Raw genomic sequence first — 26,436 nt, forward strand, 5'->3', positions numbered from 1 at the left:
TTTCATTCATTATTTATACTTTTCGATCATCAATATAATGGTTAATTTTATATAGTAGAAATCATAATGACCAAACATAGACGAAAATAAAGGTTTAAATGATTTGCTGAAATCAATTATAGGTGTTGTGCCACCTATATTACGGTTGCCAGAAACTAAAAGTAATGGTGTTTAGCTTATTATTAAAATCTATAATTTATTATGAAGAGTGATGAACACGAATGGTAGTAAGTAACGAGGAGATTGTATCAGTAGCGTCATAGTATGAAAGTAAAGATAAATTTAAAAGAGATAGATTTAGAGGATAGGTTATCTATACTCGATGTGATAAAGAAATCCAACGAGATTTATAGAGATGACTGCATAGTTGCTCTTGTTAAAAAGATAGAAAAAAAGACAAATGAGTTTTTGGTTAAAACATCTAAAGGAAAGTTTATCCTGGCTATAGATGAATCATTTTTGGATCTCTGGCTGAGATTTTATAAAAATTTTTTGGTAAAATGTGGTTGGAAAACAAGAAGCTCTATTGCTTTCGGTCCGATAGATCTATCTTTTTTAGAGTTAAAAGCAAAAAAAGACGAGTATAAATATAAAAAAGGGGATATATTTATCAGTTTTGGAGGATTTAAAACAGAAAATTCTTTTCTTTGTTTTAGCATGAACGACCATGAAGGACTGTATGGTATACCAGAAGGATATGAAAAGATTGGAAAAATAAAAGAAGATTGTATCAAAGTCGTTTCAAGATTGGATGAGAAAGATTCTATTTTGAACATGGAAGGTTATAATTCGATAATTAAAGAGATTGAGATCTATAAAATCGATCAAACGAGAGCGATTTACTTAGATGATAACACTGATGCTATCTTAACTTTTGCATCTATACATCTGTTCGAAGAGGCACCAAACTGTGTTGAATACTTCTTATCTAAAGACGAGATATTCGAAGTAAGAGATGTTGCATCCACTTTTATCTCCGATGGAGGGTCTTCTTCTAAAAACTTAGTTAATACTACCCTTAAAGAAGAGAATACAATCTATAGAACTAAAGGTGTGATTACGGTAAGAAATAAAGGAAGAAGAATCGGTGGAATATATATATATAGAGAAAATACACCTGCATCAAGATCGCATAGCGTCGTTGGAGAGGTAGAAAGTGGATTGGAACTTATAAAGAAAGCAGATATAGGCGATAAAATTCTTATGGTGAAAGACGTAGAAAGTCTGATTTGTGTAGGAAAAACGAATAAGGATGCAAGAGAATTTTTATCATCGAGAGGAATCAAACATACAATGGTTAAAGAAGATGATGATGATGCCATAATTATAGAGCAAAGGCCAAGATCAACGATAGAGGCTAAATCCCTAGGATTTATTACTACTCTTGCGGAAAATCCAGAAAAATTATGTTTTATAGAGTTATGGGAGAATGATGCACCTGAGAGCGTATCTTATTTTAGAGGTGCGGCTGATATGATTTTTAATGTTGGTAAATTTATGATCTCAAAGATAGATAAAGATAAAATAATCTTAGACAGTCCTGTTGTTAAAAAGATGCCTCTTCCTTTCGAAAATGTCTGCCGTAAATCAGAAAAAGGAACTATTGGTATAACTAACTTTAGACAAAAGAGTAGCGGAACTATTGGAATACGACTTACTGAAAATACAACATACGGTCCAACAGGTGAATATTTGGAAGCAACAAATATTATTGGAAAGGTTAAAAAAGGTATAAACCAGTTGAAAAATAAAAAAAGGGGAGCTATAATCTATTTTATAGAAGTAAAAAAGTAAAAAAAATTAAATTTTAATTTCCGAGGCTTTTTTAAGCCATTCTTCCTTAAGCTGGTCTTCCGATGCAACGATCGTAAAATTATTTTTATTAATAATGCTTTTTCTTACCCGGAATCCTTCTGGTAATAATCTCGAAAAAAAATCAAATATATTTATCTTTACCTTATCTTGGGTGGCAACATCCGATGTAGTGTATAATAACACGATAAACACAGGCTCTTTAATTCTAACATAGAGATATAGCACCCCTATTACATTATTAAGCATTAAATCTTCCGCTAAATCATTAATCATTTCAAGATTTACCGTTTCTCCTTCATCAAGATCTAATAAAATCTTCATTCTCATCTAAAGATCCATACGGATCATTAATATGCATCAAGAAAGCTTATCGTGATTAAAACCCAAAAGATGCCTCCTCTATACAATATATCTTTACAATGGATTAAGGGACACCAATAGTCCATGCAGCTGGTCTACCTGTTGGCATTAGTCCTATAGAAGCATCGATAATATCCTTAAGGTCCATACCAACGACTGTGTTACCAGAAAGTGCAATCTTCCCTGACCATACCATATCCATTAAATCTTCTTCTCCTCCTAACATTTTAACAAAATCGTAATAATCTATATTTATTGCTATATCTGGTTCAGCACTCGGTTCTCCTTGAATTATAGCCAAAGGTGTCAACATCAGTATCAGCTTCTCTTCTCCCCTTTTGGGATGCTTCGTTACAAAATATATAACTCTCGGAGGCAGATCTCCTGCAATTTTTACAGCATCTTTGGATTGTAAAATAACGTTACATACAAATGCACTTAGTACTTGAAATGCTGTTGGCTCCTCCTTAGCAAGCAATCCTTCCATCCATGGTACTCCTTCCCACCAGCGACCACTAAAATCTATCTCATTATTTTGTTTTTCAGACATGATTATTAATTATTATTTTTTGTTATATAAACTTTTCTATATGAGCATCTCAATGAATTATTAGCATAAACTTATTTATATTAATGATACAAAAATAACGAATATGGCTAAAGAGAATAACATTTTAGAAGAATTAACACAATTAATTATAGACGGTGATGATGAAAAAATAAAAGAAATAACAAAAAAAGCATTAAACACTGGAATAGACCCTTATATTATAATAGATGCATTAAACAAAGGTATGAAGATCGTATCTAAAAGATATGACGATAGAGATATAGCATTACCCGAACTCATTCTTGCAGGCGATGCTTTCCAAGCAAGCATGGATATTATAAAACCAAAAATTAAAAGAAAATCAGAAAAAAAAGTTGGAAGGTTAGTTATAGGAACTGTACAATACGATATACATACTTTGGGGCATGAATTAGTCAAAACAATGATGGAGGTAGAAGGATTTGAGTGTTGGGATCTGGGAGGAGATGTACCTGATGAGAAGTTTATAGAGAAAGTAAAAGAGGTTAATGCGGATATTTTGGGTTTGAGTGCTTTAATGACAACGAGTATGCCTAAACAGAAGGATGTTATAGATACTCTTAAAAAAGAGGGGATAAGAGATAGAGTAAAAGTAATTGTAGGAGGTGCACCGGTATCTCAGGAATGGGCAGATAAGATAGGCGCGGATGGATATGGAAAAGATGCTATAGAAGCAACAATAGTTGCAAAAAAATTGTTAAAAATAGAATAAGGTGGTTTGATGGAAGAAATGAGTTCTATGGAAAGAGTGACCGCTGTTCTAAACCATAAAATTCCTGATAGGGTACCTGTAATATTTTGGGCATTGACGATCGGTGCAAGAGAGGCTGGTATAAAGATGTTCGAATATTCTACCGATGGGAAGAAAATGGCTGAAGGACAATTAAATTATTTAAGAAGATACGGTGTAGATGCGGTTATACCAGCATCAGGTATAGCAGAACTAGCAGAGATGTTTGGAACAAAAACAAAGTATTACGATACTATGTATGATACTCCTGCCATAGGTGAGACTGTAGTAAAAAAACCTGATGATTGGGAAAAATTGGAATTAAGTATAACCCCTGGCATAAGTGCATCTCTTGAAGCGACCTCGATCATTCGTGAAGAAACAAATAATGAGGTTCCTGTTATGGGTACTGTGGTTAGTCCTCTTACTCTTGCTACTTGGGTTAGAGGAATGACAGAGACGATAAGGGATACTAGAAAGAATCCTGATGAATTACATAAAGGATTAAGCATAATTACAGATATAGAACGTGATATAGTGAATGCACAAATCTCTTTAGGTACAGAGATATTCTTTATGCCGATCACTAGAGCTAGCAGAGATTTATTTACCGATAAACAATATAAAGAGTTTGGAATTCCCTATGATCTAAAAGTCTTAGAAAGTTTAAAGAGTAATTATGTAATAGGTCATGTTTGTGGGAATTATCCGATGTTGGATACCATAATTGAAAGATATCCACTCTCAGCAGTTAATTGGTGGGACAGAGGGACAAAATATAGTTTAAAAGATGGTAGAGATATGAAAGAGAGATATAATAGTAAAGTAGTCCTGGTTGGAGGTTTAGATCAAAATAAAACTCTTATAATGGGTACGCCTAAAGATGTTGAGAACGAAGCAAGAGATGCAATAGAACAGGTTGCAATAGATGGCGAATTTATATTATGTGGTGGATGTGAGCTTAGTGCTATTACACCTCCTGAAAATATCTTTGCTGCAGTGGAAACAGCAAAGAGATACGGTAAGTATCCAATAGGATGGATAGTATGACATCAAAAAAGAGAGTTCTCACAGCATTAAATCTAAAAGAGCCAGATAGAGTACCTGTTGGCTCTTTTGCCACTCAGGTTGCAGGAAAACTTGCTGGAATAAATGTGATAGATTATGCTACTGATGGGGAAAAGATGGCTATAGCCCAACGTTATCTCTTTGAGAAATGCGGATTTGATATACTCTTTCCTTTCTCCCACGTTGGTATGATAGCAGAAGGATGGGGTAGCAGAGTGCAATATATGGATGCCGATGCCTCTCCTGTAATATCGGAATATGCTGTAAAGAGGGATGAAGATTGGAAAAAGATAGAACCTTTTGATCCCGAATCTATCGATGGTGTAAAGACGATAGTTAAGGCCATCCGTCTTCTAAAAGAGTGGTTTGAGGAAGAGGTCTTTATATTAGGTGTGATGTTCTCCCCGATAACATCAGCAACGCACATTGCTCCTTTGATGAATGTATTAAAACAGGTGAAAAGATCTCCTGATCTGCTTTCTATCGGATTAGAAACAATTACTGAATCATTGATAGCTGAAGAGATGGCATTAGAAGATGCTGGTGCTGATGGAATATTTTTAGCCGTAACAAGAGCAACAGGTGAGCTTTTAACAAGAAAACAGTATGAGACTATTGCCAAAAGATGGGATGAAAAACTTTTAAACAGGATAAATCTTCCAGTAATTCTACATGTGTGTGGTAGAGAGCCTTTTTTAGATATGATAGTTGATTATCCTCATGTAAAGGGAATTAATTGGTGGGATAGAGGGACAAGATATAGTTTAAGAGATATAAAATATAGATTCGGAGATAGAGTATGCCTGCTTGGTGGTATAGACCAGACAAGAACTATGTTGATGGGTACGCCTAAAGATGTTGAGAATGAAGCAAGGGATGCAATAGAACAGGCTGCAATAGGTGGTGGATTTATATTGTTTTCGGGATGTGATTTACCAGTATCTACGCCATTAAAAAAAGTACAGATGCTTGCTTTAGCATCTCAAAAATATGGGAAGTATCCTATAAAATAACAATGTAATAAAGAAACGATTATATTCTTAAGTTGAAGTCTCCTAAACTTATATAAAAACCTTTAAATAAAGGATTTAATATTTAAAATTATGAAACAACCGATACTACGTATTATTAATATCAACAAAAGATATACATTTGAAGATGGAGGAGAGATCAATGCTTTAAGAGACATCTCTTTCGATCTTTATAATAATGAGATTTTAGGCATTATAGGACCGAGTGGTGGTGGAAAGACAACTCTTTTAAGGATAATTCATGGTAGTGAGCCTTTTGATAGCGGTGAAATTCAGATTGATCATATTTGTATTAGACCAAGTTCTACCGAAGAAGAGATACAAAAGTTGTTGAATATGACATCAATCCATTTACAGCGTTCTGTATCTCTTTGGGATACTACTGTTTTTGATAATATTATACGTAGGTTTATCGCACTTGACACAGGAGATGAGACTCTTCCTCTTGCGTATGAAGAAAAAAAGTATAAAAAATGGGAAAGAGCGGCAATAAATCTATTAAAAGTTGTTGAGTTAGAACATAAAATAGATCATCCTGTAGCTACTCTGAGCGGAGGGGAAAAACAGAGAGTCGTTCTGGCCCGCCAATTAGCAACAATTGGATTTAGGAAAATAGCATTGATTGATGAACCACTTACAATGAGCGACTTAAATATACGTAAAAAGATATTAAAATGGATGAGAGAGATGAAGGATAAGACATCTATGATAATAACATCTCATAACCCACAGCTACTCTATGGAACTGCAGATAGAATAATGCATTTGGATGGAAAAATAATAGATATCGGAGGGGAGGAGGTCATAAAAAATTTTGTTAACCAGATGGAGGAACCTCTTCCCTTAATGCCCCATACTGATAAAATTGTTTTAGAGGTTAAAAATTTGAGAAAAGAGTATCATTTTGCAGGGGTAGATAACAAATACTTTTCTGTACCTTTTGAACTTAAAAATATATCTTTTAAACTTTATGAAAAAGAAATTTTGGCAATTGTTGGTTTAACTGGTGTAGGAAAGAGTGTTTTACTCAATTTACTTACAGGTGAGGAAACACCCACTGACGGTGATATTATTTATTTTATTAAAGATAAAAAGATGAATATTAAAGAAGATAAACTAAAGATCGTTGGAAATATTGGTTATATTCCTCAAGAGCTGGATCTTCCATATACAGCTAATATTAAAGATTTGGCATATGCAAGACTTGGATTGATAGGAGAACGCCCGATAATATTTGCCAAAAAAAGAGCAAACAAGTTAGATCTAAAATGGGATTTGATAGAACCATATTTTATAAAATTTATAAATTCGGAATCGAGCACATCAGAATTTTTAAATGATATGAAAGATGTAGGTCTTGATGAAGAAAAGATTAAAGATTTATTTATCATACCTCCATGGGAAGCAGATGATTTGATAGATCTAATTTTTAATCTACTGTATTTACCAACAGATGTTCTTCAAAGAAGGGTTTATGAGCTCTCTGTTGGGGAAAGAGTACGGGTCGCTATAGGTATAGAGATACTGAATAAACCTAAGGTACTCTTTTTAGACGAACCTTTTGGAGATTTAGATGTGGTAACATTAAGAACCGTCTGTAATACTTTGAAGGAGATAAATGATAAGCTTGGAATATCTATGGTTTTGGTAAGTCATCAGATAGATTTTATCAAAGAAGTGGCTCATAGAGCTATTCAACTGTATAATGGAGAGATCATATATGTCGGAAATCCAGAAAATGTTACTGTTTAATAAATGCTAATTCCACAATCATCTTTAATTTTTTAGGTATGATTTGAGGGCTATTTTTGAGTAAAGAGGTTGATTTGCTTGGTAAATATCTTCATATTCTGAATAATGGAAGACTAATTAAAAATAGAGATAATGTTATCATCCATGCATCATCAAGTTCTATTCTAATAGAGAGCGACCTTACTATCATCGTCGATACGTCTGCAAGAGATGATTGCTATATAATAGTGAAAAATTTGAAGCATCTTGGTTATACGCCAGAGGATGTAGATATAGTTATAAATACCCACCTACACAACGATCATATAGGATGTAATGAGATATTCATAAATGCAGAAAAATATGCTCAGCCTTTGCAAGCAGAGGGTTATAGTATCAACTCTGTTGATATTTTAAATCTTAAAGATATATCTATTATTGAGACGCCAGGACATGTACTTGGGCATATATCTGTGATCTTTAAAAACGAGATGGGTATGAATATTGTTATAGCGGGTGATGCCATACCGACAAGAAACAATTATTATAAATGGCTACCACCACGAATCTGTTCCAATTCGAAGGGGGCAATCGAGAGTATGAAGAAGATAGCAAAGATTGCCGATATTATCATACCTGGGCATGATAGACCGATAGTCGTATTAAAGTAAAGATTAAGTTTAATTATATCTTCAGAATGAGAGATAAGAAGAACCACAAAATATAAGACAGATCCTATATCAATTCTTTTTGATATTAATCAAATATTGGAGTTTTTATCGATCTTTCTCTTTATCATGAGATGATTGATAGCAGATATATATGCATCTACAGATGCCATAACTATATCCTCTCTTGCGGACGTAGTGGTTACGTTGTATCCTCTTTCATCCTCTACCTCTATAGTAACCTCCGCTAATGCATCTGAACCACCTGTTATTGCATTTATCTTGAAGTTTTTTAATCTTATGTTGGATTCTATAATCTCTTGTATGACTTTAAGTATCGCATCCACAGGTCCTACGCCAAAATTAGCACCGATTTTTATCTTATTGTTTACAACAGCCTTTAATACGGCAGTAGGCGTTATCTTGTTTCCTGTCATAACTGAAAACTCATCAATCTTAATATATTGTTCCTCTTTTGGTAAAGATCCTATAACAGATTCTGTTATGGCTAATAACTCCGTATCGTTTATTTTTTTACCTTTCTCGCTAAGAGTTTTTATAATATTTGTTATCTCTTTTAAAGCATTATCATCCACATATAATCCATACTCTTCTAACATCTTCTTTACCGTATGCCTTCCGGTATGTTTTCCAAGAACTAATCTTCGTCTATGTCCTACCATCTCTGGTGAGATGATACCAGGCTCAAAAGATCTGCTATCTTCTATTATGCCCTGTGCATGGATACCAGATTCGTGAGAAAAAGCATTGTTACCAACTATTGGATAATTAGGAGGTATTTTAATACCAGTGAACGATTCCACCATCTTTGATGTCTCAAATAAATATTTCGTTTTTATATTTGTTTTGATACCATATATAGCATGCAATGCCATAATCACTTCTGCAGCACTTGCATTACCCGCACGTTCTCCTATTCCGTTGATGGTAACTTGTACTTCTTTTGCTCCAGCCAATACTGCTGCTATGGTATTTCCTATGGCCAATCCAAAATCGTTATGGCAATGGACATCGATAGGCACCTTTATCTTGCTTGAAATCTCTAAAATAAGGTCATACATCTTAAAAGGTGTGCTTATGCCGACTGTATCAGGAACGTTTATTATATCAACGCCCACATCTTCAACGGTCTTATATATCTCTATGAGATAATCTTTATCGGTTCTTGTTGCATCCATAGCACTGAACAAACATTTTATTCCATGATCTTTTACATACTCGACTAAATCTTGTGATATCTTCAATATTTCATCTTTATCTTTCTTTATAGTGCTTTTTATCTGCACATCAGACGTAGAAACGAATAGATGAACTATATCCACATCGGCATCGATACAAGCATCTATATCACCTTTAATAATCCTTGCTAATCCACATATCTCGCTGTTTAAACCTAAAGAGGATATTTTTCTGACAGTATTTCTCTCTTCTTCGGTAGATGAGGGAAATCCTGCCTCTATTATATCTACGCCAAGTTTATCCAACTGTCTTGCTATCTTTATTTTAACGTTCTCAGAGAAAGAGACGCCTGGCGTTTGTTCCCCGTCTCTTAGCGTCGTATCGAATATCTTAACTTGTTCGGGTGGTTTTATATTCTTCTCCATCGGAAACACCATTTTTATGTATCATGCCCTAAGTAAAAACTTTTATTTAAATAATATGTTTATATTATATAACCATTCGATCAAAAATGAAAAGGATGATCACCTTAGATAAACCTATTGCGGTATGGAGAAGCAAAGATAATATCGACGGAAGAATAATGGATACGTTGACGGTTATCTTAAAGACGAGAGGTTGTTTTTGGAATAGATGTGTTATGTGTGGATTCTCAGCCGATTCTTCTAATCTTGTCTCTGATGAAGATATATTAAACCAGTTCCATGCTATTAATGCTAAAGACGTAGAATGTATAAAGATCTACACATCAGGTAGTTTTCTCGATACCAATGAGATCTCTATAAACGTTAAAAAAAAGATTATAGAAGAGTTAGACAAGAATTCTATAAACAAAATCATTGTAGAGAGCAGGCCAGAGTTTATAACAAGAGAAAACCTCTCTTTGCTCGACGATAGATTCATAATAGCGATAGGTCTTGAGACTGCGGATGATTACATTCGAAATAAGATTATTAACAAAGGATTCAGTTTTTTAGATTATAAAAGAGCGTGCAACTTGATACATTCGCTTGGAATGAGAGTAAAGACCTATCTCTTATTAAAACCACCTTTTTTGATCGAACGAGATGCTATATCTGATACGATCAACTCAGGGATTAGATGCAGCGAGTGTTCGGATTACGTGTCTATCAACCCGTGTAATATTCAAAAGAATACGCACCTAGAACGGTTATGGTTTGAAAAAGAATATAGATCACCCTGGCTATGGAGCTGTCTGGAGGTATTAAAAGGTCTGACATCTATCGATCTCCCTGTACAGATGGATCCCGTCGGCGCTGGAAACAGAAGGGGACCACACAACTGTGGACGATGTGATCAGAAGATAACCAAGGCGATAAAAGATTTTTCTCTTAACAACGATCCTACCTTGATCGAAGATTTAGATTGCGAATGTAGAGAGATCTGGAATGAGATCCTTAAGATAGAAGATTACCCTTTTGCACCGATACTGATCTAGCTATTATTTGGATTTATGTTTTAACGTTTTAACTTACTGCTTCCCTTCTGCTATCCATTATTATCCGTCTGTTCCTCTTTATCGATCTTTTCTTCTTTTTCTATGCCAGATTTCCTTTACTGACTTGATCGAGCATTTCTAATGCCTCACTCTTCGTTATCTTACCTTCCTTGAAAGGTCTCAGTTTCAGACTCTTCTCTCTTCTATTTGATCTCTTTTATCTGAGTTATAATTCTCTTGTTAAGCTCTTTTTCAACTTGTTTAACCTTTTCTCTAACTGATTCTAAAATATATCCCTATGTTCCTATCGTCAGAATAAGCTCTTTACTTTGTTTTGGGGTTTTGATAATGCTTTAATCAAGTGTTATCAATATAAGATAGTTCTGGATAGCTATCTCTCGAGTTTACTACAACCTTTTATTCTATTCTATTTTTATATTTTAAAATTTAAATAAATATAAAATTATTATTGATTCGATGTTAGTCTAGTGGCTAGCTCTCCGATTCTTTTTCCAAATTTTCTGCATCTCTCCAATGTCTTCTCATCAGGATCTTTTATAGATACCACCCCAAAATGACCACCCGTCTCCAGAGGATCTCCTGCAACAACCATCCCATGTACCAATAATGCCTGTATCAACGAGATTATAGTCGTCTCGTTGCCACCATTTACAAAATTGGATGATGAAAACGCTGCACCAATCTTATTCTCTAATTTTTTTCTTTTCTTTACGGATTGGTCTATGAATCTCTTCATCTCGGCGGACATTGTTCCGAAATACGTCGGTGATCCTAATATTAATCCATCTATATCATCAAGATCGTCTATAGAAGCATCTTCCACTCGTTTAAGTATTGCTTCTGCTCCTGACAAATTTACACCTTCTGCTATCGCTTTAGCCATCTTTTCAGTATTGCCCGTTTTCGAATGATAAACAATTAATACACGCACCATGGTTGGTGATATAATGATAATATATATAAATTTTTAGTCATGGGTAATGCAGGATCTTTCAAACATCATAAGGTAAGAGCCAAAAAATGGGGTTAACATTTGGAAAATACGGATTTAAAAGACCGCCTTCCCAGGTAAGCAAAGAAAAAACCATTAATGTTGGCGATTTGGATTATTTAATACCTCAAATTTTATCTAAAGTATTCATAAATAGTATTCATGATTTAAAGCTAAGAAGCAAAAGATTAATATATAGAAAAGATGCGTTTATAACACTTTCGATCTAAAATGACAAATAAATATCTAGATTTAGTACAGAAAGAAGATCAGCAGGTGAATAGACTCTTCAGGTTTTTAGGCGTAAAGATTATAAAGATTTCTTCTGAAGAGGTGATATTCTCTCTTCCGACATCCGAAGATCTTACTCAAGGAAACGGTGTTATTGCTGGTGGAATACTCTCAACGTTAATGGATGAAGCGATGGCGCATGTTGTCATGGCTAATCTCGAAGGGACAACGAATATAGCAACTATCGATATGACTGTCAGGTTCTTCAAGCCTGCAAAAGGTAATGAGTTGACTGCACGCGCAACACTTAAAAAACCAGGAAGAAAGATTGTTTTTACCCATGCGGTCGTAACAGATGGTATGACTACCCTCGCAGATGCCGATGCATCGTTTATTATTCTTGGATGATGTTTATATTCATAACCTGTTGCTTCGGTAAGAAAATTTATCAACAGAATGCCTTTGATCTCTGTGAGATGGCATTGTTATTTTAAAAAGTTTGGTATTTGGCTATAAATTTAGTCTATTATTATACGATTAATTTTATGTTATATTTATAAACAATATTAACAAAAACTACAATATTAACAAAAACTATATATATTACAATATGCTTTTTAAAAGATAAATACTTCTTCCGATTAAAGAGGCTAAAAGATGGATTACTTATTCAAACCTATTGAAATAAGGAAGATGGGTTTAAAAAATAGGATTGTGATGCCAAGCATCGGCTGTTTTTTCGTAGGGGAACAATTAAAGAATTTTTATATAGAGCGTGCAGATGGTAATGTAGGACTAATCGTGATAGGTCCTACTGCGATAGATGAGGACAATCCAAGCTATATAAATGTGTATAACGATGAGTTTATTCCTGAACTGAGAGATCTTGCAGAATCGATAAAAGCGCACGGTTCCAGAGTAGGATTACAATTATGGCATCCTGGTAGATACTCTTCTTTTCCAGGAGATCATGTAGTCTCTGCATCTGATATCCCAGCACCTATCTTTACAAGACAAAGACCGAGAGCTTTAACGATTCCAGAGATTGAAAATCTAGAAGATGAGTTTGCCGATGGTGCTTTAAGAACAAAAAAGGCTGGGTTTGATTGTGTAGAGTTTACTGCAGCTACCGGATACCTGATCTCACAATTTTTATCATCTGCAACCAATAAAAGGACTGATAAATACGGGGGCAGTTTAGAAAATAGGGCAAGGTTCTTATTAAATATAATCGATAAGACGAGAGATAAAGTAGGCGAAGATTTTCCGATTCTTTGTAGAATATCTGGCAACGAATATGTGGAAGGAGGAAATACTTTAGAAGATCAGAAATCTATCGCTATAATGCTTGAAAAGGCCGGTGTCGATGCGCTTAACGTTAATGTCGGTTGGCACGAGTCGCCTATAGATCAGATGTCTATGATGGTACCAAGAGGCGGGTTTATCTATCTTGCGGCAAAAATAAAAGAAGTAGTCAATATTCCGGTTATTGCTTCCCATAGAATAAACGATCCTGTTCTTGCTAATGATATTATCAAAGAAGGCAAGGCAGATATGGTAGCTATGGCAAGACCCCTTATAGCAGATCCTGAGCTTCCAAAAAAAGCAAAAGAGGGGAGGTTTAATGAGATTAGAACATGTATAGCATGCAACTCCTGTTTTGATATGGTCTTTGAAGGGTTGCCTATAACCTGTCTTGTAAATCCAGCTGTTGGTAGAGAGAGCGAATTTAAAATTACACCGGTTGATACTCCAAAAAAAGTTATCATAGTTGGGGGAGGGCCTGGCGGGATGGAGGCAGCAAGAGTTACCCATTTGAGGGGGCACAATGTTTCATTATACGAGAAAGATAGGAGATTAGGCGGTCAGATAAACTTGATAACAGCATGCCCTGATATGGAGGAGTTTGCCAATGTACCTAGATATTATAATAACCAACTTAAAGATGTCGATATTGTTTATAATGTAGATATAAAACCAGATTTTTTGATCGATCAGAAACCTGATGCGATTATTGTGGCTACAGGAGCATCACCTATAATACCGAACGTTCCCGGTGTTGATAATAAAAATGTATGTACTGCATTTGATCTGCTCAAAGGTAGGGAGATAAATGGAAATAAAGCTATAGTAGTAGGTGGGGGAGGTGTAGGATGTGATGTTGCATTATTTTTAAGAAATAAAGGAAAAGACGTTACTATTGTGGAAATGCTAGATAAAATAGGGAATGACATCGGAAGGACCACCAGATGGATTGTAAAAAACAAATTAAAAGAGAAGAATGTTGAGACGATAACAAAAGCGAGAGTAACAGCTATAGAAAACGATGGCGTGGTGGCTGAGTGTGAGGGCAAAACTATTAATGTTAAAGGAGATATGGTTGTACTGGCAGTCGGTACGGCATCTAACAAAGAGCTATACAACGCTTTATCTGAAATGAAAGATAAATTCGGAGATATATATCTAATAGGAGACGCTTTAAAGCCGAGAAAAGCGTTAGATGCTATAAGAGAGGGGGCAGAGATCGCATATAAATTGTGATAGCCCGGTAGTGTAGCTGGTCAATCATGGAAGGCTCTGGACCTTTCGACGGCGGTTCGAATCCGCCCCGGGCTATATTATTTTTATTATGGTAATAGCATCTGCACCGGGGAAAGTTATCTTGTTTGGAGAACATGCTGTAGTGTACGGTAAACCGGCGATAGCTATGGCGATAGATAAACGGATTTATGTGGAGACTAATTTTGCTGAACTTACGGCTCCGAAATCTTCAATTTATGATGACAAATATATAAAGCAATCAATTAATATCGTGCTAAAAAAAGCAGATGAAATGGGAATTGATTGTGATAGAAAGATAGACATTAAGATAAAGAACGAATTGCCCATAAGAAGCGGTCTTGGTAGTTCGGGAGCTTTGAGCGTTGCTTTGATAAAGTCATTATCCTCCTTATTAGGATTGGATTTGAACAAGGAAGATATAGCAAAGATGGGCTGGGAAGTTGAGCGTAACGTTCAGGGTTTTTCATCTGGATTAGACCCTTTTGTATCTACGTACGGCGGTATTATCTACTATAAGGATGGTCATTTTCAGAGGTTGAATATCGATGATACGAGATTGAATTTTTTGATAATACATTCCGGAGAGAATTCATCTACAAAAGAGATGGTTAAAAAGGTTGCTAGGCTAAAAACACAGTTTCCAAAAATAGTATCCAAAATTTTTGATTCTATCGAAGAGATAACTGAAGAAGCAGTAAGTATATTTAAATCTTCGATCTGTGATGAAGAAAGATTGGGACATTTGATGAGCATAAACCAAGGTTTGTTGGAATCGTTGGGTGTGTCCACTCCAAAGCTGTCCAGTTTATTTTATGAATCACTAAAATCTGGTGCGTTAGGAGCAAAAATCACAGGGTCTGGCGGTGGAGGTTGCCTTATATCGTTATACCCATCAGAAATCGATACGTTCACAAATCAAGGATTTGTGAGCAACGAATCTTTGATTCGTACGTCTATCTATAAGGGATTGAAATATAAGGGGTTGAAAAATGGTGTAAAAATAGAAGATTTATCACGAATCTCCGATTCGTGGTTTACAAACCAAGGTTTGTAATATCCGAATACGAGAGATTACCCATAAGGGATTGAAATATGATATATATTCCTTATCCAACGGATACAAGGAAGACGAAAGAAAAGATCATAAATGGAGTAAAACAAGGGATCACAAGTGTAAATGGTCTTTTATCGGAGGGTAGAGGCGAAATATTTGATATATTGATGAATAAAAGGTTATCTATCCATTCTATACGATCTATAGAGGTATCTGTGGCACAGTTACTATTAGCAAAGAATCCTGTAATCTCGGTCAATGGCAATACCGCTGTTATTGTGCCTAAAGAACTTATAGAACTAAGCAACACGATAAATGCTCCGTTAGAGGTGAATCTCTTCTACAGAAGCGAAGAAAGAGTGAAAAACGTGGTAGAATATCTCAAAAAAAATGGAGCAGATGTAGTATTGGGAGCTGGTGATCAAACTGTAAGATTGGAGGAGATAGAGCATGCAAGAGGGTTGGTAGACGAGAGAGGTATTAAGGTAGCGGATACTATCTTAGTCGCATTAGAGGATGGCGATAGAGCAGAGAAACTGATCAGTATGGGTAAAAAGATAATTGCTATAGATCTAAATCCTTTTTCTAGAACTGCTAATATGGCGTCTATAACCATTGTAGGCAACGTTCTTGATGTGATCCCTGCTATGATAAGCTATGCTAAACAGATGAAGAATATGAAGAGAGAAGAATTAGATGAGATAGTAAAAAATTTTGATAATAAAGAAATTTTGAGATGCCAGGTAAAAATATTTGTTGAAAGATTGGAACAATTTATAAATAACTATGATTGATAAGAATAAAAGAATATTATTAATATGTATAATAGTAGCCTTGGTTCTCTGCATAATAGCATCAATATTATCTATGCGTGGAGAGAACGAAAATAAGGTCGAAGGTAATAATAAGATCGTGGTATGTGTAACCATACTACCACAGGCAGATTTTGTAAGGAATATAATGGGAGATAAAGCAGATATAGTTGTTATGACCCCACCAGGTGCCAATCCTCATACATACGAACCGTCTCCTAACCAAATGAGGGCTATTAGCAACGCAAAAATTTATTTCAAAGTAGGATCTGGTATAGATTTTGAAAGAACATGGATGGATAAGTTAGAAAGTTTGAATCCGGATATGGTTATTATAGACGGATCAAAAGGTATAGAGATTATAGACAACGACCCACATATCTGGTTATCGCCACAAAATGCGATAAAGATGACAGAAAATTTTTATAATGAACTTATTAAGATAGATCCGGCTAGTAAAGACCTATACGAACAAAATAAAAATAAATTTGTCGAAAGATTGATGGGTCTGGATAAAGAACTAAAAAACAAGTTTAGCCGATATGAAAATAGAGCCTTTCTTACATACCACCCATCTTTTGGATATCTCGCAAAAGATTACGATCTTGTCCAGATTGCAGTTGAATCAGAAGGAAAAGAACCCACACCGCAGGGCACTCGCCGATATGTCGATCTTGCAAGGGATTTAAATATATTTTATATATTTTTAGAGCCTCAGTTTCCTAAAAGATACGCAGAAGCTATAGCGGAAGAGATCGGTGGTGAGATAGTTTATATCGATCCGCTTCCGGAAAATTATATAGAAAACATGATAAAATTGTCAGATATGCTTGTTCTAGAGTTTGAGTAGATATATATGAACGATCAAAAAAAGACCGTATTAGAATTAAAGGATATACAAGTATCTTTTAATAATAACATTGTTCTTGATAAGATAAACCTATCCGTTAAAGAGAACGATTTTCTGATGATCATAGGGCCAAACGGTGGGGGGAAGACAACCCTTTTAAAGGTAATACTTGGATTGATAAAGCCAGATAAAGGTACTATCAACGTTTTTGGAAAAAATCCTAAAGAAGGAAGAAGTTTAATTGGATATTTACCTCAATACTCTGTTTTTGACCGAAATTTCCCAATCAACGTCTTTAACGTGGTTCTTACCGCAAGATATAATGGTTTTAAGAGATATTCTAAGGAGGATAAAAATATCGTGATCGATGTATTAAAGAGTGTTGGTATGTTGGATTATAAAGATCGACAGATCAGTAATCTCTCTGGTGGAGAACTACAACGTGTATTATTGGCTAGAGCCTTGGCAAGAAAACCAAAATTACTTTTACTCGACGAACCGACGGTAAGTATAGATGTGAAAACACAAATCTCTTTTTATAAATTTCTTTTAAAGGTTAGAGAAAAAATGACCATCATTATAGTAACCCATGACATCGGATTCGTTTATTCGTATATCGATACGATTGCCTGTCTAAACCAGAGGTTATACTATCATGGTCCTAAAACGGGAGGGTTAAGTGAGATAAAGAAAATGTACGGGATACCAGTAGAATTGATACTCCATGATACCCCATATAGAATTTTAGGAGAACATAAATAAATGGTGCTCGAACTATTCCAATACGAATTTATGAGAAACGCTTTTATTGCTGCGATTCTAGCAAGCGTAGTCTGTGGAATTACTGGTACATATATCGTCATAAAAAAGATTGTATTTATAAGTGGGGGAATATCTCATGCCTCTTTTGGTGGTGTTGGATTGGGGTATTTGATTGGGGTTAATCCTTTGATAACTGCAATTCCTTTTGCTGTTTTATCCGCGATTGGTCTTGGTATCATAAATAAAAAAACCAGAATAGATGAAGATGCTATAATCGGAATAATATGGAGCGTTGGTATGGCATTAGGACTTATCTTTATAAGTTTAAAGCAGGGATACGCTCCAGACCTTTTCAGTTATTTATTTGGAAGCATTCTTACCGTTACTTCTTTTGATCTAATCCTGATGTTCGTATTGGATGTGATCATCGTTGCTATTGTCTATCTTTTTTATAAGGAATTTTTGTCCATATCTTTCGATGAAGAATTCTCTACCGTGATAGGAATTCCGACAGATGCATTGTATCTATTACTTTTATCTATGATTGCGTTGAGTATAATTGTCTTGATAAGGGTCGTTGGTATTATTCTTTTAATGGCTTTATTGACTATACCTTTTCTGATAAGTAGACAGTTTATTTCTGATAACCTCCGAAATTTGATGATATCTTCGTCCATAATAAGTGCTATTTTAGTGATAATCGGTCTGTTAATATCATACGCGCTCGATTTAATCCCTAGTGCGACTATAGTTCTTATATTATCTATAGCATTTATTTTTGTTTTTTTGATCAAGAACTCTATACCAAAATCAGGTTAAAACCAAATATTCATTTGTATTATGGATTTGAACTCGCTTAGAAAAAAGTTATCCGATGAGATTATTGATTTTTATATAAATGACGGAATAAAAGAGCTTTACCCTCCACAGGAAGATGCCATAAATGCAGGTGTCCTTGATGGTGAGAACCTCGTGATAGCGATACCTACCGCATCTGGTAAGACGATGATAGCAGAGCTGGCAATGTTAAACTCAATAAAAAATGGTGGAAAAGCCATCTATATAGTTCCTTTAAGAGCATTAGCAAGCGAAAAATATGAAAAGTTCAAAAAATTCGAGATATTCGGTTTAAGTATAGGTTTATCACTTGGTGATTACGAAATAAGCGACGAACATCTTGGAGATAACGATATAATCGTTGCAACGTCTGAAAAAGTGGATTCTCTCATGAGAAATAATGCAAAATGGTTAGATAAGTTAAGTGTTATGGTGATAGATGAAATCCACCTGATCAACGATCCAAATAGAGGACCCACATTGGAGATAATAATTAATAGGCTTAAAAGATTGAACAAAAACATTCAGACGATAGGATTAAGTGCAACGATAGGTAATGCTGAAGAAATTGCAGATTGGTTAAATTCTAAGCTTATTTTGAGTGATTGGAGACCAATAAAACTTTTCAATGGCGTATTTTTGAATGGAAGCATCTATTTCAAAGATAACAGATCCAAATATAGAGAAGTAAAGATAAACAACAACAGGTGTATGGATAATGTAATTCTTTTAGTAGAGGACATGATCAAGAATGGCGGGCAATCTTTGGTCTTTGCCAACACTAGAAAGAATTCTGAAAGGTATGCAAAGAAGATATCCGATTATTTGAAAGCAGAGAGACTGATCGATACCGATGAAAGAATAAAAGATCTATCTAAAAAGATTCGAGAGATAGATGATACAGATATTAGCCTATCTTTATCAAAGATAGTATCTTCTGGAGTTGCATTTCATCATGCTGGTCTATCTAACAGCCACAGAAAGATAATCGAGGAAGGTTTTAAAGACGGGATATTAAAGGTTATAGTAGCTACACCCACATTATCGGCCGGGGTGAACCTACCAGCAAGGAGAGTGATAATATCCAGCTATAGAAGATACAACTCCGATTTTGGAAACGTTCCTATTCCAGTCTTGGATTATAAGCAAATGGCTGGTCGGGCTGGAAGGCCTGGTTTAGACCCGTTTGGAGAGGCTATTGCTATAAGCAAGAGTGAAAACGAGCTTGATTTTATATTTGAAAACTATATATTTGCCGATCCTGAAGAGATATGGAGCAAGTTGGGTACGGAGAATACTTTAAGGTCTCATATTCTATCTGCAATAATAAGTTTTGCCAAGAGCCGCGATGAGGTTTTAGATTTTTTATCAAACACATTTTTTGCATATCAGAACGATCTTTGGAAGATAGATTCAGTAGTTAGAAATATCATATTTTTCTTGGAAGAGAACGGATTCATCGAATTTGACAGCAATGATGAAAGAAGATTCTATCCAACTGATCTGGGAAGATTGGTTTCAAGGTTGTATATAGATCCATTGTCAGCAAGTATAATGGTAAACAGGTTAAAATCTTTAGAATATTTTGAAGATGTAGAAAAAGACCTAGCTTATCTTCATATTATCTGCATGACACCCGATATGCAAAAGATCTATCTTACAAAGAATGAAGAGATTAAGCTTTACGAATTCGTTAGATCAAATAAAGAATTGTTACATTATTTAGATCAAGATGAGATAGATGATTGGATTTTATCATCTTTAAAGACGGCATTGATTATAAAAGAATGGATAGATGAAAAGAGAGAGAAAATTATATGCAAAAAATATAATATAGGTCCTGGTGATCTTGCCAATATTATAGATACGGCAGAATGGCTTACAAGAGCGTTGTATAGCATTGCATATTATTTAAACTTTCCTTATTATTATGATATAAAAAATTTATCTATACAGGTACGTAAAGGGACAAAAAGGGAACTGATGGAGCTTGTCAGGCTTAAAAACATAGGACGAGTTCGAGCGAGAAGGTTGTATAATGCAGGGTATAGGTCTATAGAAGACCTGAAAAGAGCGAATGTCGAAGATCTATCTAAAATAAAAGGTATAAATGTCTTGCTTGCATCATCCATATTAAAAGAGTTGGAGGATTACGATGAATACTAACATTTTTGGTGGAAGAGTTGTAGTTAAAGATGTTAATGTCTTCATAAAAGAGCTTAAAGAGATAGGCGACCCATATATCTTACAGGTGGTCGATACAAGTTATCTTATAAGCATCGATCAGATATATCTTGCTGTGCGAAAAACGATAGAATCGTTCAATATGGGTAATAATATATCTAACGACCCCTCAATAGAGTTTCTGCTTTATTTATCAGGTAAAAGAAGCATAGACAAAGCGATAGAGATGGGAATCAAAGACGGAGAGAATTATGCAGTCTTTGTAATCTGCGACGAAGATGCAGATAAATTAGAACAAGATATAAAAGAAAGGTTTGCCATCAAGCAGATCGATATCGAGGATTTAATTCGGTATGATTCATCAAAAAAAAATAAAGTGATGGATTTTTATAATATAACAAATGAAGAGATAGATGCAGTCGGAGAGAAAAAGCTTCCAAGACTTATATTAGAACGCGAAGTCCTATTAGACTTGCTTAAATAAAATTTGTAGAATATTCTTCGTTCTTATTCATCCATTCTATATAGTTACAATAAGGACAACCATAATTCCATATTTTTTTATTATACAGCACTTTTAAGAGTTTTATTCCATGTTCTTTGCATAGTTCGTTTGTTATAACCAACCGTCCTTTTTTAGGCAATGGCAGAGAAAAATCACAAACTGGGTATCTTGAACAACCGACAAACCTCGTACCTCTCCGTGATCTTATTATCACTAAATCACCACCACACTTCTCGCATCGTCCTATTATTTTATCTCCTTTTATCTTATCGTACAATTCTTTTGAGATATCCTTCTCATTATCTCTCAATCTTTCGAATATCTCAGATAACAAATCTCTGGACTCGTTTATCACGTCTTCTCCTGGGATCTTGCCTTCTGCGATAGAATACATATCTTCTTCGAGTTTACTCGTCATATCTACCTTTGTTATATCTGGAGCATATTTTTCGAGTGTTTCTATTACAGTCTTTGCTATTTTCGTCGATTTAAGAGGATTGTCATAAACGTAACCCCTCGTGTAAAGTTTTCTTATAATGTCATGCCTAGTCGATTTTGTCCCTAACCCTAACGTCTCCATCTTTTGAATAAGCTTACCTTGACTATACCTGTGTGGAGGATTTGTCTTTTTCTTTTCTAACTTGATATTGCAGACAATAACACGGTCTTTCTTGATTAATTTTGGTAATACGACCTCTTGTATGTTTTTATAATAATACACAGATCTCCATCCTTTATCTAAAAATTTTGATCCGTTGGCACGGAATATTTCCCCATTTATATCTATCTCTACCTTTGTGTTCTCCATCGTAGATCTGTCATATAAAGATGCCAAAAATCTTCTGGTGATCAACTCGTAAATCTTCCAATCTTGATCCTTTAATCTTTCGTATCTCACAGGATGGATAGATGGATGATCTTTCGTTTGTTTACCTCTTTTAATCAGTGTAGTATCTATTTTTTTATCTAACAATTCTTTTGCACAACTGGAAAACTCATCTGATTTAGATAACATCCCTAATATCTTTTCAATCTCTATTCCAGCATAAGAAGTATTATCGGTTCGAGGATAGGATATCAAACCACGATTGTATAGTTTTTCTGCAATATCCATTGCTTTTGATACCGTAAAACCTATTGATGACACTGCTTTTAAGAAAGATGTAGTATTAAAAGGAAGCGGCGGATCGGTCTTTATAATATTTTTTTCTATCTCTGTTACGACACCCTTTTTTACTTTGGTTATAACTTTTTCTATCTTTTTAGCCTCGTTCTCATCTTTAAACCGATTTTTTTTATGTTTAGCAAGAAATTTCTCCCCATTTTTTAAGCATTCCGCATATATCTCCAAATATGGTTCTGGCACAAAATTATATATCTCATCATCTTTTCTTTTTATTAAAGCTAAAGTTGGTGTCTGCACTCTTCCTACGGATAGATAACTGTTTCCTAAACGCTTTGCCGAAAGAGATAAGAATCTGGTCAGACTTGCACCCCATATCAGATCGATGATACTTCTCACATTAGCAGAATTTGCAAGATTATAATCCATATCCAAAAGATTGGAGAAGCTTTTTATAATCTCTTCCTCCGTTATTGCACTATATTTTGCTCTTTTGATCCTGATATTTTTATTAACGTCTAATATAACATCTAATGCTTCAACACCGATCAACTCCCCCTCTCTATCGTAATCAGTAGCAATAATAACTTCATCGGCATCTTTACCCAATTTTTGCAATGCTTTTATATATTTTTCAGATATAGGCTTTTTTTCTATATCTGACCACAAAAGGTCTTCTGGTGGAATATCCGACCAATTATTTTTGTCATCAGGAAATTTTAGTCTTAGAATATGACCTTTAAGACCTATGACATCTACATTATACCCTTCTTTTGTAGAAAACGAATAGACATTTATATTTTCGAGTCTTCTAGTCTTATAATCTTTGTTAGATAATATATCCGTGATTCTTTTAGCGGTGCTATTCTTCTCGGTTATTATTAAGCGATTCAAATATATTTCCTCAATAGATTGATAACCTCTTTTGGATCACTTCTACCTTTGGATAAAGCCATCACCTTACCAACCAGATAGTTCAATGCTTTATCATTTTTATTACGATAATCTTTCACAGCATCCGGATTCTCTTCGATAACCTTCTTGACAAGTAGCAATACCTCATCTTCTCCAACCTTTCCAAATCCTCTCTTTTTAATTATCTCTTCTGGGTCTTTTCCGCTATCTATAATCTCTCTTATCAATTCTACCATATTTCTATCGGTTATCTCGCCTAATACAAATTTTTTTAAGATCCGTATCATCTTATCAGCAGTCAGGTTTGACTCTTTTATATTTATATCTCTATAGTTTAACTCACCTTTGACAACATCCGCTATCCAGCTAGCCGCAACGCTCGGATCTATCTCTTTGGATATGATCTCAAAATAATTTGCAATAGCTATATCAGACGTTAAAGATCTTGCATGCTCTTCTTTTATTCCATACTCCTTAATAAATCTCTGTCGTTTAGCATCAGGTAATTCTGGTATCTCATTACGGAGTCTTGTCTCCCACTCTTTAACATTCATCAAGGGAATATCCGGTTCCGGAAAATATCTATAATCTTCCTCCTCCTCTTTCGTTCTGAGCAGGATGGTTATACCCCTCTGTTCATCATAATGTCTTGTCTCTCGCTTTATATGAATATTTTTCATTCTAAGGTTTTTATGTCGTGTTTTTTCGTAGAGTAATGCTTTTTCTACACCTTTATGAGAAGATATATTTTTTACCTCGGTTCTGCCCCCGCCTTTTAAAGAGATATTCGCGTCAATTCGCATGGCACCTTCTAAGTTACCATCAAACACATCCAAATAATCTAGGATACTTCTCAATTTATCTAAAAATCTTCTTGCCTCTTTAGGGCTTCTTAAATCTGGTTCTGTAACAATCTCCAATAAAGGCATACCAGATCTATTATAATCTACCAACGTATATTTGGAATGTCCCATACCGCCTATATGCATTAATTTGGCAGGATCCTCTTCAATATGAACTCTATTGATCCTTATAACCTTCTCTCCGGCATCCGTCGTTATGGTGACCCTTCCATCTTTTGCAAGTGGAAAATCGTACTGTGATATCTGATAACCTTTTGGCAGATCCGGATAAAAATAGTTCTTACGATAAAATAAGGTCTGATCTAACAACTTACATTCCAAGGCTAAAGCCACTTTTATTCCAAACTCAACCGCTTTTTTGTTTAGTGCTGGTAAAGAACCAGGCAATCCCAAACAGACAGGACAAGTATGCGTGTTAGGTTCAGAATTATGATAAGATGTAGAACAACCGCAAAAAAGCTTGCTTTTAAGTTTGTTAAGTTGTACGTGAATTTCCAGTCCTATTATAACATCTGAATCTGGATTAATCTCATTTGGTTGCGGATTTTCATGCATTGGTAAATCTTCAATCTCTGGATAAGATTGAAAAACGCGTGGTTTTTCATCATTATGCATTAGAACAACTCCCATACTTTTTTCTGGTAATTTGTATTTAACTCATAAATCTTGGCTATATCTATTATATCAGGCTCACAAAAGGCTTTACCTATCAACTGCATTCCTATAGGCAATCCTTCTGAAAAACCACAGGTTATATTCAAAGATGGAAGACCTGCCAAATTTACTGGAACCGTAAATATATCTGATAAATACATAGATACCGGATCATCAATCTTTTCCCCCAACCTAAATGGCTTATAAGGCATAGTCGGTGTGACTATTGTGTCAAGTTTCTCTTTGTCAAAAATATTGTTAAAATCGTCTATTATCATACTCCTTATCTTGAGTGCTTTTAGATAGTATCGTCCATAATATCCTGCTGAAAGCGCAAACGTCCCCATAAGAACTCTCCTCTTAACCTCTCGTCCAAATCCTTTCTTTCTAATTTTAGAAAAAGTACTATCCCAATTCAGTTCTTCATCAAGGCTAAATCCATAATGAGTCCCATCAAATCTTGCTAAATTGGATGATGCTTCGCTCATTGATATTATATAATAAGAAGGTAGAGCGTACCTTATATTGGGCAAATCTATCTCTTTATATTCTATTCCAAGATCATCTAATTTATAGATAGCATTCCATACACTATTTAAAACATCTTTATCTATACTATTATCGTTAAAAAGAGTTGTTAATACTCCTATTCTTTTTTTTCTCTTACTTTTATCAGTCTTATGATTATTTATAATCTTTTCTCTATCTTCCAACGATATAGAAGTAGAATCTTTTGGATCTTTACCCGATATGATATTTAAAACAGTCTCTGCATCTTTTATCGATGTAGCCATACTTCCTATACATTCTATAGAACTTGCATAAGCTATCAATCCATATCTTGATACCAGACCATACGTAGGTTTTATTCCAATAATCCCGCAAAACGATGAAGGACATCTGACAGATCCACCTGTATCAGTACCTAAAGCCACCATGCATTCTCCTGCAGCAACAGCAGCAGCACTGCCACCAGATGACCCCCCGGGAACCCTATCATTCTTCCATGGATTTAACGTAGGGCCAAAAAAACTTGTCTCGGTAGTAGAGCCCATTGCAAACTCGTCCATATTGGTCTTACCAATTATGATACCCCCTTCTCTCTTTAATTTTTCAATAATCGTCGCATCGAACGGTGGAATATAGCCTTTTAACATCTTAGATGCACAGGTGGTCTCGATCCCTTTGGTAGATATATTATCTTTTACCGCGATAGGCACTCCTAGAAGTCTTCCTTTTCTCTCTACTTCCCCTTTATCAATCTTTTTAGCATCTTCTATCGCTTCTTTACGAATAGTTATAAACGCATTTAATCTGCTTTTATTTATCTTGTCTATTAACTTGGATATAGTCTCTTCCGTCTCTCCATTATTTACAATATCCTTAAAACCCTCGATTCCTCTCTTAAAACTTTTCATTGA

24 protein-coding genes and 1 tRNA gene are annotated in these 26,436 nt (G+C 34.9%); 18 read left to right on the forward strand and 7 right to left on the reverse strand.

Annotated features, from left to right (window positions below; genetic code table 11):
• Positions 1 to 264 precede the first annotated feature (264 nt).
• Positions 265 to 1,794 carry a methanogenesis marker 3 protein gene (locus LPC15_RS00175; RefSeq protein WP_229234694.1) on the forward strand — a complete coding sequence of 510 codons (1,530 nt, stop codon included), beginning with the start codon at positions 265 to 267 and terminating at the stop codon, positions 1,792 to 1,794.
• Positions 1,795 to 1,800: 6 nt separating this feature from the next.
• Here the strand turns inward: LPC15_RS00175 and LPC15_RS00180 are convergent, their stop codons facing one another.
• Together LPC15_RS00180 and LPC15_RS00185 are read right to left on the reverse strand one after the other, a co-directional pair.
• Positions 1,801 to 2,142, reverse strand: coding sequence for a DUF2113 family protein (locus LPC15_RS00180; RefSeq protein WP_229234695.1), 342 nt, complete (start codon positions 2,140 to 2,142; stop codon positions 1,801 to 1,803).
• Positions 2,143 to 2,239: 97 nt separating this feature from the next.
• Complete coding sequence (locus tag LPC15_RS00185) at positions 2,240 to 2,725, reverse strand: SCP2 sterol-binding domain-containing protein (RefSeq protein WP_229234696.1); 486 nt, start codon at positions 2,723 to 2,725, stop codon at positions 2,240 to 2,242.
• 103 nt (positions 2,726 to 2,828) lie between these two features.
• Between LPC15_RS00185 and LPC15_RS00190 the strand changes: the two genes are divergently transcribed.
• From LPC15_RS00190 to LPC15_RS00210, 5 genes are all read left to right on the forward strand, one after another.
• Positions 2,829 to 3,476: a corrinoid protein gene (locus tag LPC15_RS00190; RefSeq protein ID WP_229234697.1), complete on the forward strand. Its 648-nt coding sequence runs from the start codon at positions 2,829 to 2,831 to the stop codon at positions 3,474 to 3,476.
• A 9-nt stretch (positions 3,477 to 3,485) separates the two neighbouring features.
• Entirely contained in the window at positions 3,486 to 4,544 is a 1,059-nt protein-coding gene (locus tag LPC15_RS00195) for a uroporphyrinogen decarboxylase family protein (protein WP_229234698.1), read from the forward strand.
• Complete coding sequence (locus LPC15_RS00200; protein WP_229234699.1) at positions 4,541 to 5,575, forward strand: uroporphyrinogen decarboxylase family protein; 1,035 nt, start codon at positions 4,541 to 4,543, stop codon at positions 5,573 to 5,575. The genes LPC15_RS00195 and LPC15_RS00200 overlap by 4 nt, the downstream gene beginning before the upstream one ends.
• 90 nt (positions 5,576 to 5,665) lie before the next feature.
• Positions 5,666 to 7,345 carry an ATP-binding cassette domain-containing protein gene (locus tag LPC15_RS00205; protein WP_229234700.1) on the forward strand — a complete coding sequence of 560 codons (1,680 nt, stop codon included), beginning with the start codon at positions 5,666 to 5,668 and terminating at the stop codon, positions 7,343 to 7,345.
• Between the two features lie 56 nt (positions 7,346 to 7,401).
• On the forward strand, positions 7,402 to 7,995 hold the full coding sequence (locus tag LPC15_RS00210; protein ID WP_229234701.1) for an MBL fold metallo-hydrolase: 594 nt from the start codon (positions 7,402 to 7,404) through the stop codon (positions 7,993 to 7,995).
• 89 nt (positions 7,996 to 8,084) lie between these two features.
• Here the strand turns inward: LPC15_RS00210 and LPC15_RS00215 are convergent, their stop codons facing one another.
• Positions 8,085 to 9,617: a 2-isopropylmalate synthase gene (locus tag LPC15_RS00215; protein ID WP_229234702.1), complete on the reverse strand. Its 1,533-nt coding sequence runs from the start codon at positions 9,615 to 9,617 to the stop codon at positions 8,085 to 8,087.
• 86 nt (positions 9,618 to 9,703) lie between these two features.
• On the opposite strand from LPC15_RS00215, the gene LPC15_RS00220 reads away from it, so the two are divergent.
• Positions 9,704 to 10,651 (forward strand): archaeosine biosynthesis radical SAM protein RaSEA, encoded by a 948-nt coding sequence (locus LPC15_RS00220; protein ID WP_229234703.1) that lies wholly within the window; start codon positions 9,704 to 9,706, stop codon positions 10,649 to 10,651.
• A 466-nt stretch (positions 10,652 to 11,117) separates the two neighbouring features.
• On the opposite strand, the gene LPC15_RS00225 is transcribed toward LPC15_RS00220, so the two are convergent.
• Positions 11,118 to 11,606: a flavodoxin family protein gene (locus tag LPC15_RS00225; protein ID WP_267496944.1), complete on the reverse strand. Its 489-nt coding sequence runs from the start codon at positions 11,604 to 11,606 to the stop codon at positions 11,118 to 11,120.
• Between the two features lie 86 nt (positions 11,607 to 11,692).
• On the opposite strand from LPC15_RS00225, the gene LPC15_RS00230 reads away from it, so the two are divergent.
• The 11 genes from LPC15_RS00230 to cgi121 all read left to right on the forward strand — a co-directional run bounded on the left by LPC15_RS00230 (position 11,693) and on the right by cgi121 (position 21,439).
• Positions 11,693 to 11,893 carry a hypothetical protein gene (locus LPC15_RS00230; protein WP_229234705.1) on the forward strand — a complete coding sequence of 67 codons (201 nt, stop codon included), beginning with the start codon at positions 11,693 to 11,695 and terminating at the stop codon, positions 11,891 to 11,893.
• A gap of 1 nt (position 11,894) precedes the next feature.
• Positions 11,895 to 12,302: a PaaI family thioesterase gene (locus LPC15_RS00235; RefSeq protein ID WP_229234706.1), complete on the forward strand. Its 408-nt coding sequence runs from the start codon at positions 11,895 to 11,897 to the stop codon at positions 12,300 to 12,302.
• Between the two features lie 249 nt (positions 12,303 to 12,551).
• A complete protein-coding gene (locus LPC15_RS00240) occupies positions 12,552 to 14,435 on the forward strand; it encodes an FAD-dependent oxidoreductase (protein ID WP_229234707.1) in 1,884 nt (627 codons plus the stop codon).
• 1 nt (position 14,436) lies between these two features.
• Positions 14,437 to 14,510 (forward strand) — tRNA-Gln (locus LPC15_RS00245).
• Positions 14,511 to 14,523: 13 nt separating this feature from the next.
• The gene (gene mvk, locus LPC15_RS00250) at positions 14,524 to 15,510 is read left to right on the forward strand and encodes a mevalonate kinase (protein WP_229234708.1); all 987 of its coding nucleotides are present in this window, start codon (positions 14,524 to 14,526) and stop codon (positions 15,508 to 15,510) included.
• 38 nt (positions 15,511 to 15,548) lie between these two features.
• On the forward strand, positions 15,549 to 16,304 hold the full coding sequence (locus LPC15_RS00255; RefSeq protein ID WP_229234709.1) for a phosphopantothenate/pantothenate synthetase: 756 nt from the start codon (positions 15,549 to 15,551) through the stop codon (positions 16,302 to 16,304).
• A complete protein-coding gene (locus tag LPC15_RS00260) occupies positions 16,297 to 17,172 on the forward strand; it encodes a metal ABC transporter solute-binding protein, Zn/Mn family (protein WP_229234710.1) in 876 nt (291 codons plus the stop codon). Before LPC15_RS00255 ends, LPC15_RS00260 begins: the two co-directional genes overlap by 8 nt.
• 6 nt (positions 17,173 to 17,178) lie before the next feature.
• Positions 17,179 to 17,934, forward strand: a complete 756-nt coding sequence (locus LPC15_RS00265; protein ID WP_229234711.1) for a metal ABC transporter ATP-binding protein — start codon at positions 17,179 to 17,181, stop codon at positions 17,932 to 17,934.
• Between the two features lie 30 nt (positions 17,935 to 17,964).
• The gene (locus tag LPC15_RS00270) at positions 17,965 to 18,753 is read left to right on the forward strand and encodes a metal ABC transporter permease (protein WP_229234712.1); all 789 of its coding nucleotides are present in this window, start codon (positions 17,965 to 17,967) and stop codon (positions 18,751 to 18,753) included.
• 27 nt (positions 18,754 to 18,780) lie between these two features.
• Positions 18,781 to 20,937 (forward strand): ATP-dependent DNA helicase, encoded by a 2,157-nt coding sequence (locus tag LPC15_RS00275; protein ID WP_229234713.1) that lies wholly within the window; start codon positions 18,781 to 18,783, stop codon positions 20,935 to 20,937.
• Positions 20,927 to 21,439: a KEOPS complex subunit Cgi121 gene (cgi121, locus tag LPC15_RS00280; RefSeq protein ID WP_229234714.1), complete on the forward strand. Its 513-nt coding sequence runs from the start codon at positions 20,927 to 20,929 to the stop codon at positions 21,437 to 21,439. Before LPC15_RS00275 ends, cgi121 begins: the two co-directional genes overlap by 11 nt.
• Here cgi121 and LPC15_RS00285 read toward each other — a convergent pair.
• From LPC15_RS00285 to gatA, 3 genes are read right to left on the reverse strand one after another with little or no spacing between them, the layout of a single operon-like run.
• A complete protein-coding gene (locus tag LPC15_RS00285; protein ID WP_229234715.1) occupies positions 21,432 to 23,477 on the reverse strand; it encodes a DNA topoisomerase I in 2,046 nt (681 codons plus the stop codon). The genes cgi121 and LPC15_RS00285 overlap by 8 nt on opposite strands.
• Positions 23,474 to 24,976: an Asp-tRNA(Asn)/Glu-tRNA(Gln) amidotransferase subunit GatB gene (gene gatB, locus LPC15_RS00290; protein ID WP_229234716.1), complete on the reverse strand. Its 1,503-nt coding sequence runs from the start codon at positions 24,974 to 24,976 to the stop codon at positions 23,474 to 23,476. Before gatB ends, LPC15_RS00285 begins: the two co-directional genes overlap by 4 nt.
• A complete protein-coding gene (gene gatA / locus LPC15_RS00295) occupies positions 24,976 to 26,433 on the reverse strand; it encodes an Asp-tRNA(Asn)/Glu-tRNA(Gln) amidotransferase subunit GatA (protein WP_229234717.1) in 1,458 nt (485 codons plus the stop codon). Before gatA ends, gatB begins: the two co-directional genes overlap by 1 nt.
• Between the last annotated feature and the right edge of the window lie 3 nt (positions 26,434 to 26,436).

It is taken from the genome of Candidatus Methanoliparum sp. LAM-1, assembly GCF_020885915.1.
GTDB classification, from domain to species: domain Archaea; phylum Halobacteriota; class Methanoliparia; order Methanoliparales; family Methanoliparaceae; genus Methanoliparum; species Methanoliparum thermophilum.

Excerpts from the sequence above, each read along its gene's own strand:
- LPC15_RS00185 (WP_229234696.1), bottom strand. The coding sequence starts at position 2,725 with ATGTCTGAAAAACAAAATAATGAGATAGATTTTAGTGGTCGCTGGTGG.
- LPC15_RS00235 (WP_229234706.1), top strand. The coding sequence starts at position 11,895 with ATGACAAATAAATATCTAGATTTAGTACAGAAAGAAGATCAGCAGGTG.
- LPC15_RS00205 (WP_229234700.1), top strand. The coding sequence starts at position 5,666 with ATGAAACAACCGATACTACGTATTATTAATATCAACAAAAGATATACA.
- gatB (WP_229234716.1), bottom strand. The coding sequence starts at position 24,976 with ATGCATAATGATGAAAAACCACGCGTTTTTCAATCTTATCCAGAGATT.
- LPC15_RS00180 (WP_229234695.1), bottom strand. The coding sequence starts at position 2,142 with ATGAGAATGAAGATTTTATTAGATCTTGATGAAGGAGAAACGGTAAAT.
- LPC15_RS00175 (WP_229234694.1), top strand. The coding sequence starts at position 265 with ATGAAAGTAAAGATAAATTTAAAAGAGATAGATTTAGAGGATAGGTTA.
- gatA (WP_229234717.1), bottom strand. The coding sequence starts at position 26,433 with ATGAAAAGTTTTAAGAGAGGAATCGAGGGTTTTAAGGATATTGTAAAT.
- LPC15_RS00230 (WP_229234705.1), top strand. The coding sequence starts at position 11,693 with ATGGGGTTAACATTTGGAAAATACGGATTTAAAAGACCGCCTTCCCAG.
- LPC15_RS00195 (WP_229234698.1), top strand. The coding sequence starts at position 3,486 with ATGGAAGAAATGAGTTCTATGGAAAGAGTGACCGCTGTTCTAAACCAT.
- LPC15_RS00200 (WP_229234699.1), top strand. The coding sequence starts at position 4,541 with ATGACATCAAAAAAGAGAGTTCTCACAGCATTAAATCTAAAAGAGCCA.
- LPC15_RS00240 (WP_229234707.1), top strand. The coding sequence starts at position 12,552 with ATGGATTACTTATTCAAACCTATTGAAATAAGGAAGATGGGTTTAAAA.
- LPC15_RS00265 (WP_229234711.1), top strand. The coding sequence starts at position 17,179 with ATGAACGATCAAAAAAAGACCGTATTAGAATTAAAGGATATACAAGTA.
- LPC15_RS00260 (WP_229234710.1), top strand. The coding sequence starts at position 16,297 with ATGATTGATAAGAATAAAAGAATATTATTAATATGTATAATAGTAGCC.
- LPC15_RS00220 (WP_229234703.1), top strand. The coding sequence starts at position 9,704 with ATGAAAAGGATGATCACCTTAGATAAACCTATTGCGGTATGGAGAAGC.
- cgi121 (WP_229234714.1), top strand. The coding sequence starts at position 20,927 with ATGAATACTAACATTTTTGGTGGAAGAGTTGTAGTTAAAGATGTTAAT.
- LPC15_RS00225 (WP_267496944.1), bottom strand. The coding sequence starts at position 11,606 with ATGGTGCGTGTATTAATTGTTTATCATTCGAAAACGGGCAATACTGAA.
- LPC15_RS00190 (WP_229234697.1), top strand. The coding sequence starts at position 2,829 with ATGGCTAAAGAGAATAACATTTTAGAAGAATTAACACAATTAATTATA.
- LPC15_RS00215 (WP_229234702.1), bottom strand. The coding sequence starts at position 9,617 with ATGGAGAAGAATATAAAACCACCCGAACAAGTTAAGATATTCGATACG.
- LPC15_RS00255 (WP_229234709.1), top strand. The coding sequence starts at position 15,549 with ATGATATATATTCCTTATCCAACGGATACAAGGAAGACGAAAGAAAAG.
- mvk (WP_229234708.1), top strand. The coding sequence starts at position 14,524 with ATGGTAATAGCATCTGCACCGGGGAAAGTTATCTTGTTTGGAGAACAT.
- LPC15_RS00270 (WP_229234712.1), top strand. The coding sequence starts at position 17,965 with ATGAGAAACGCTTTTATTGCTGCGATTCTAGCAAGCGTAGTCTGTGGA.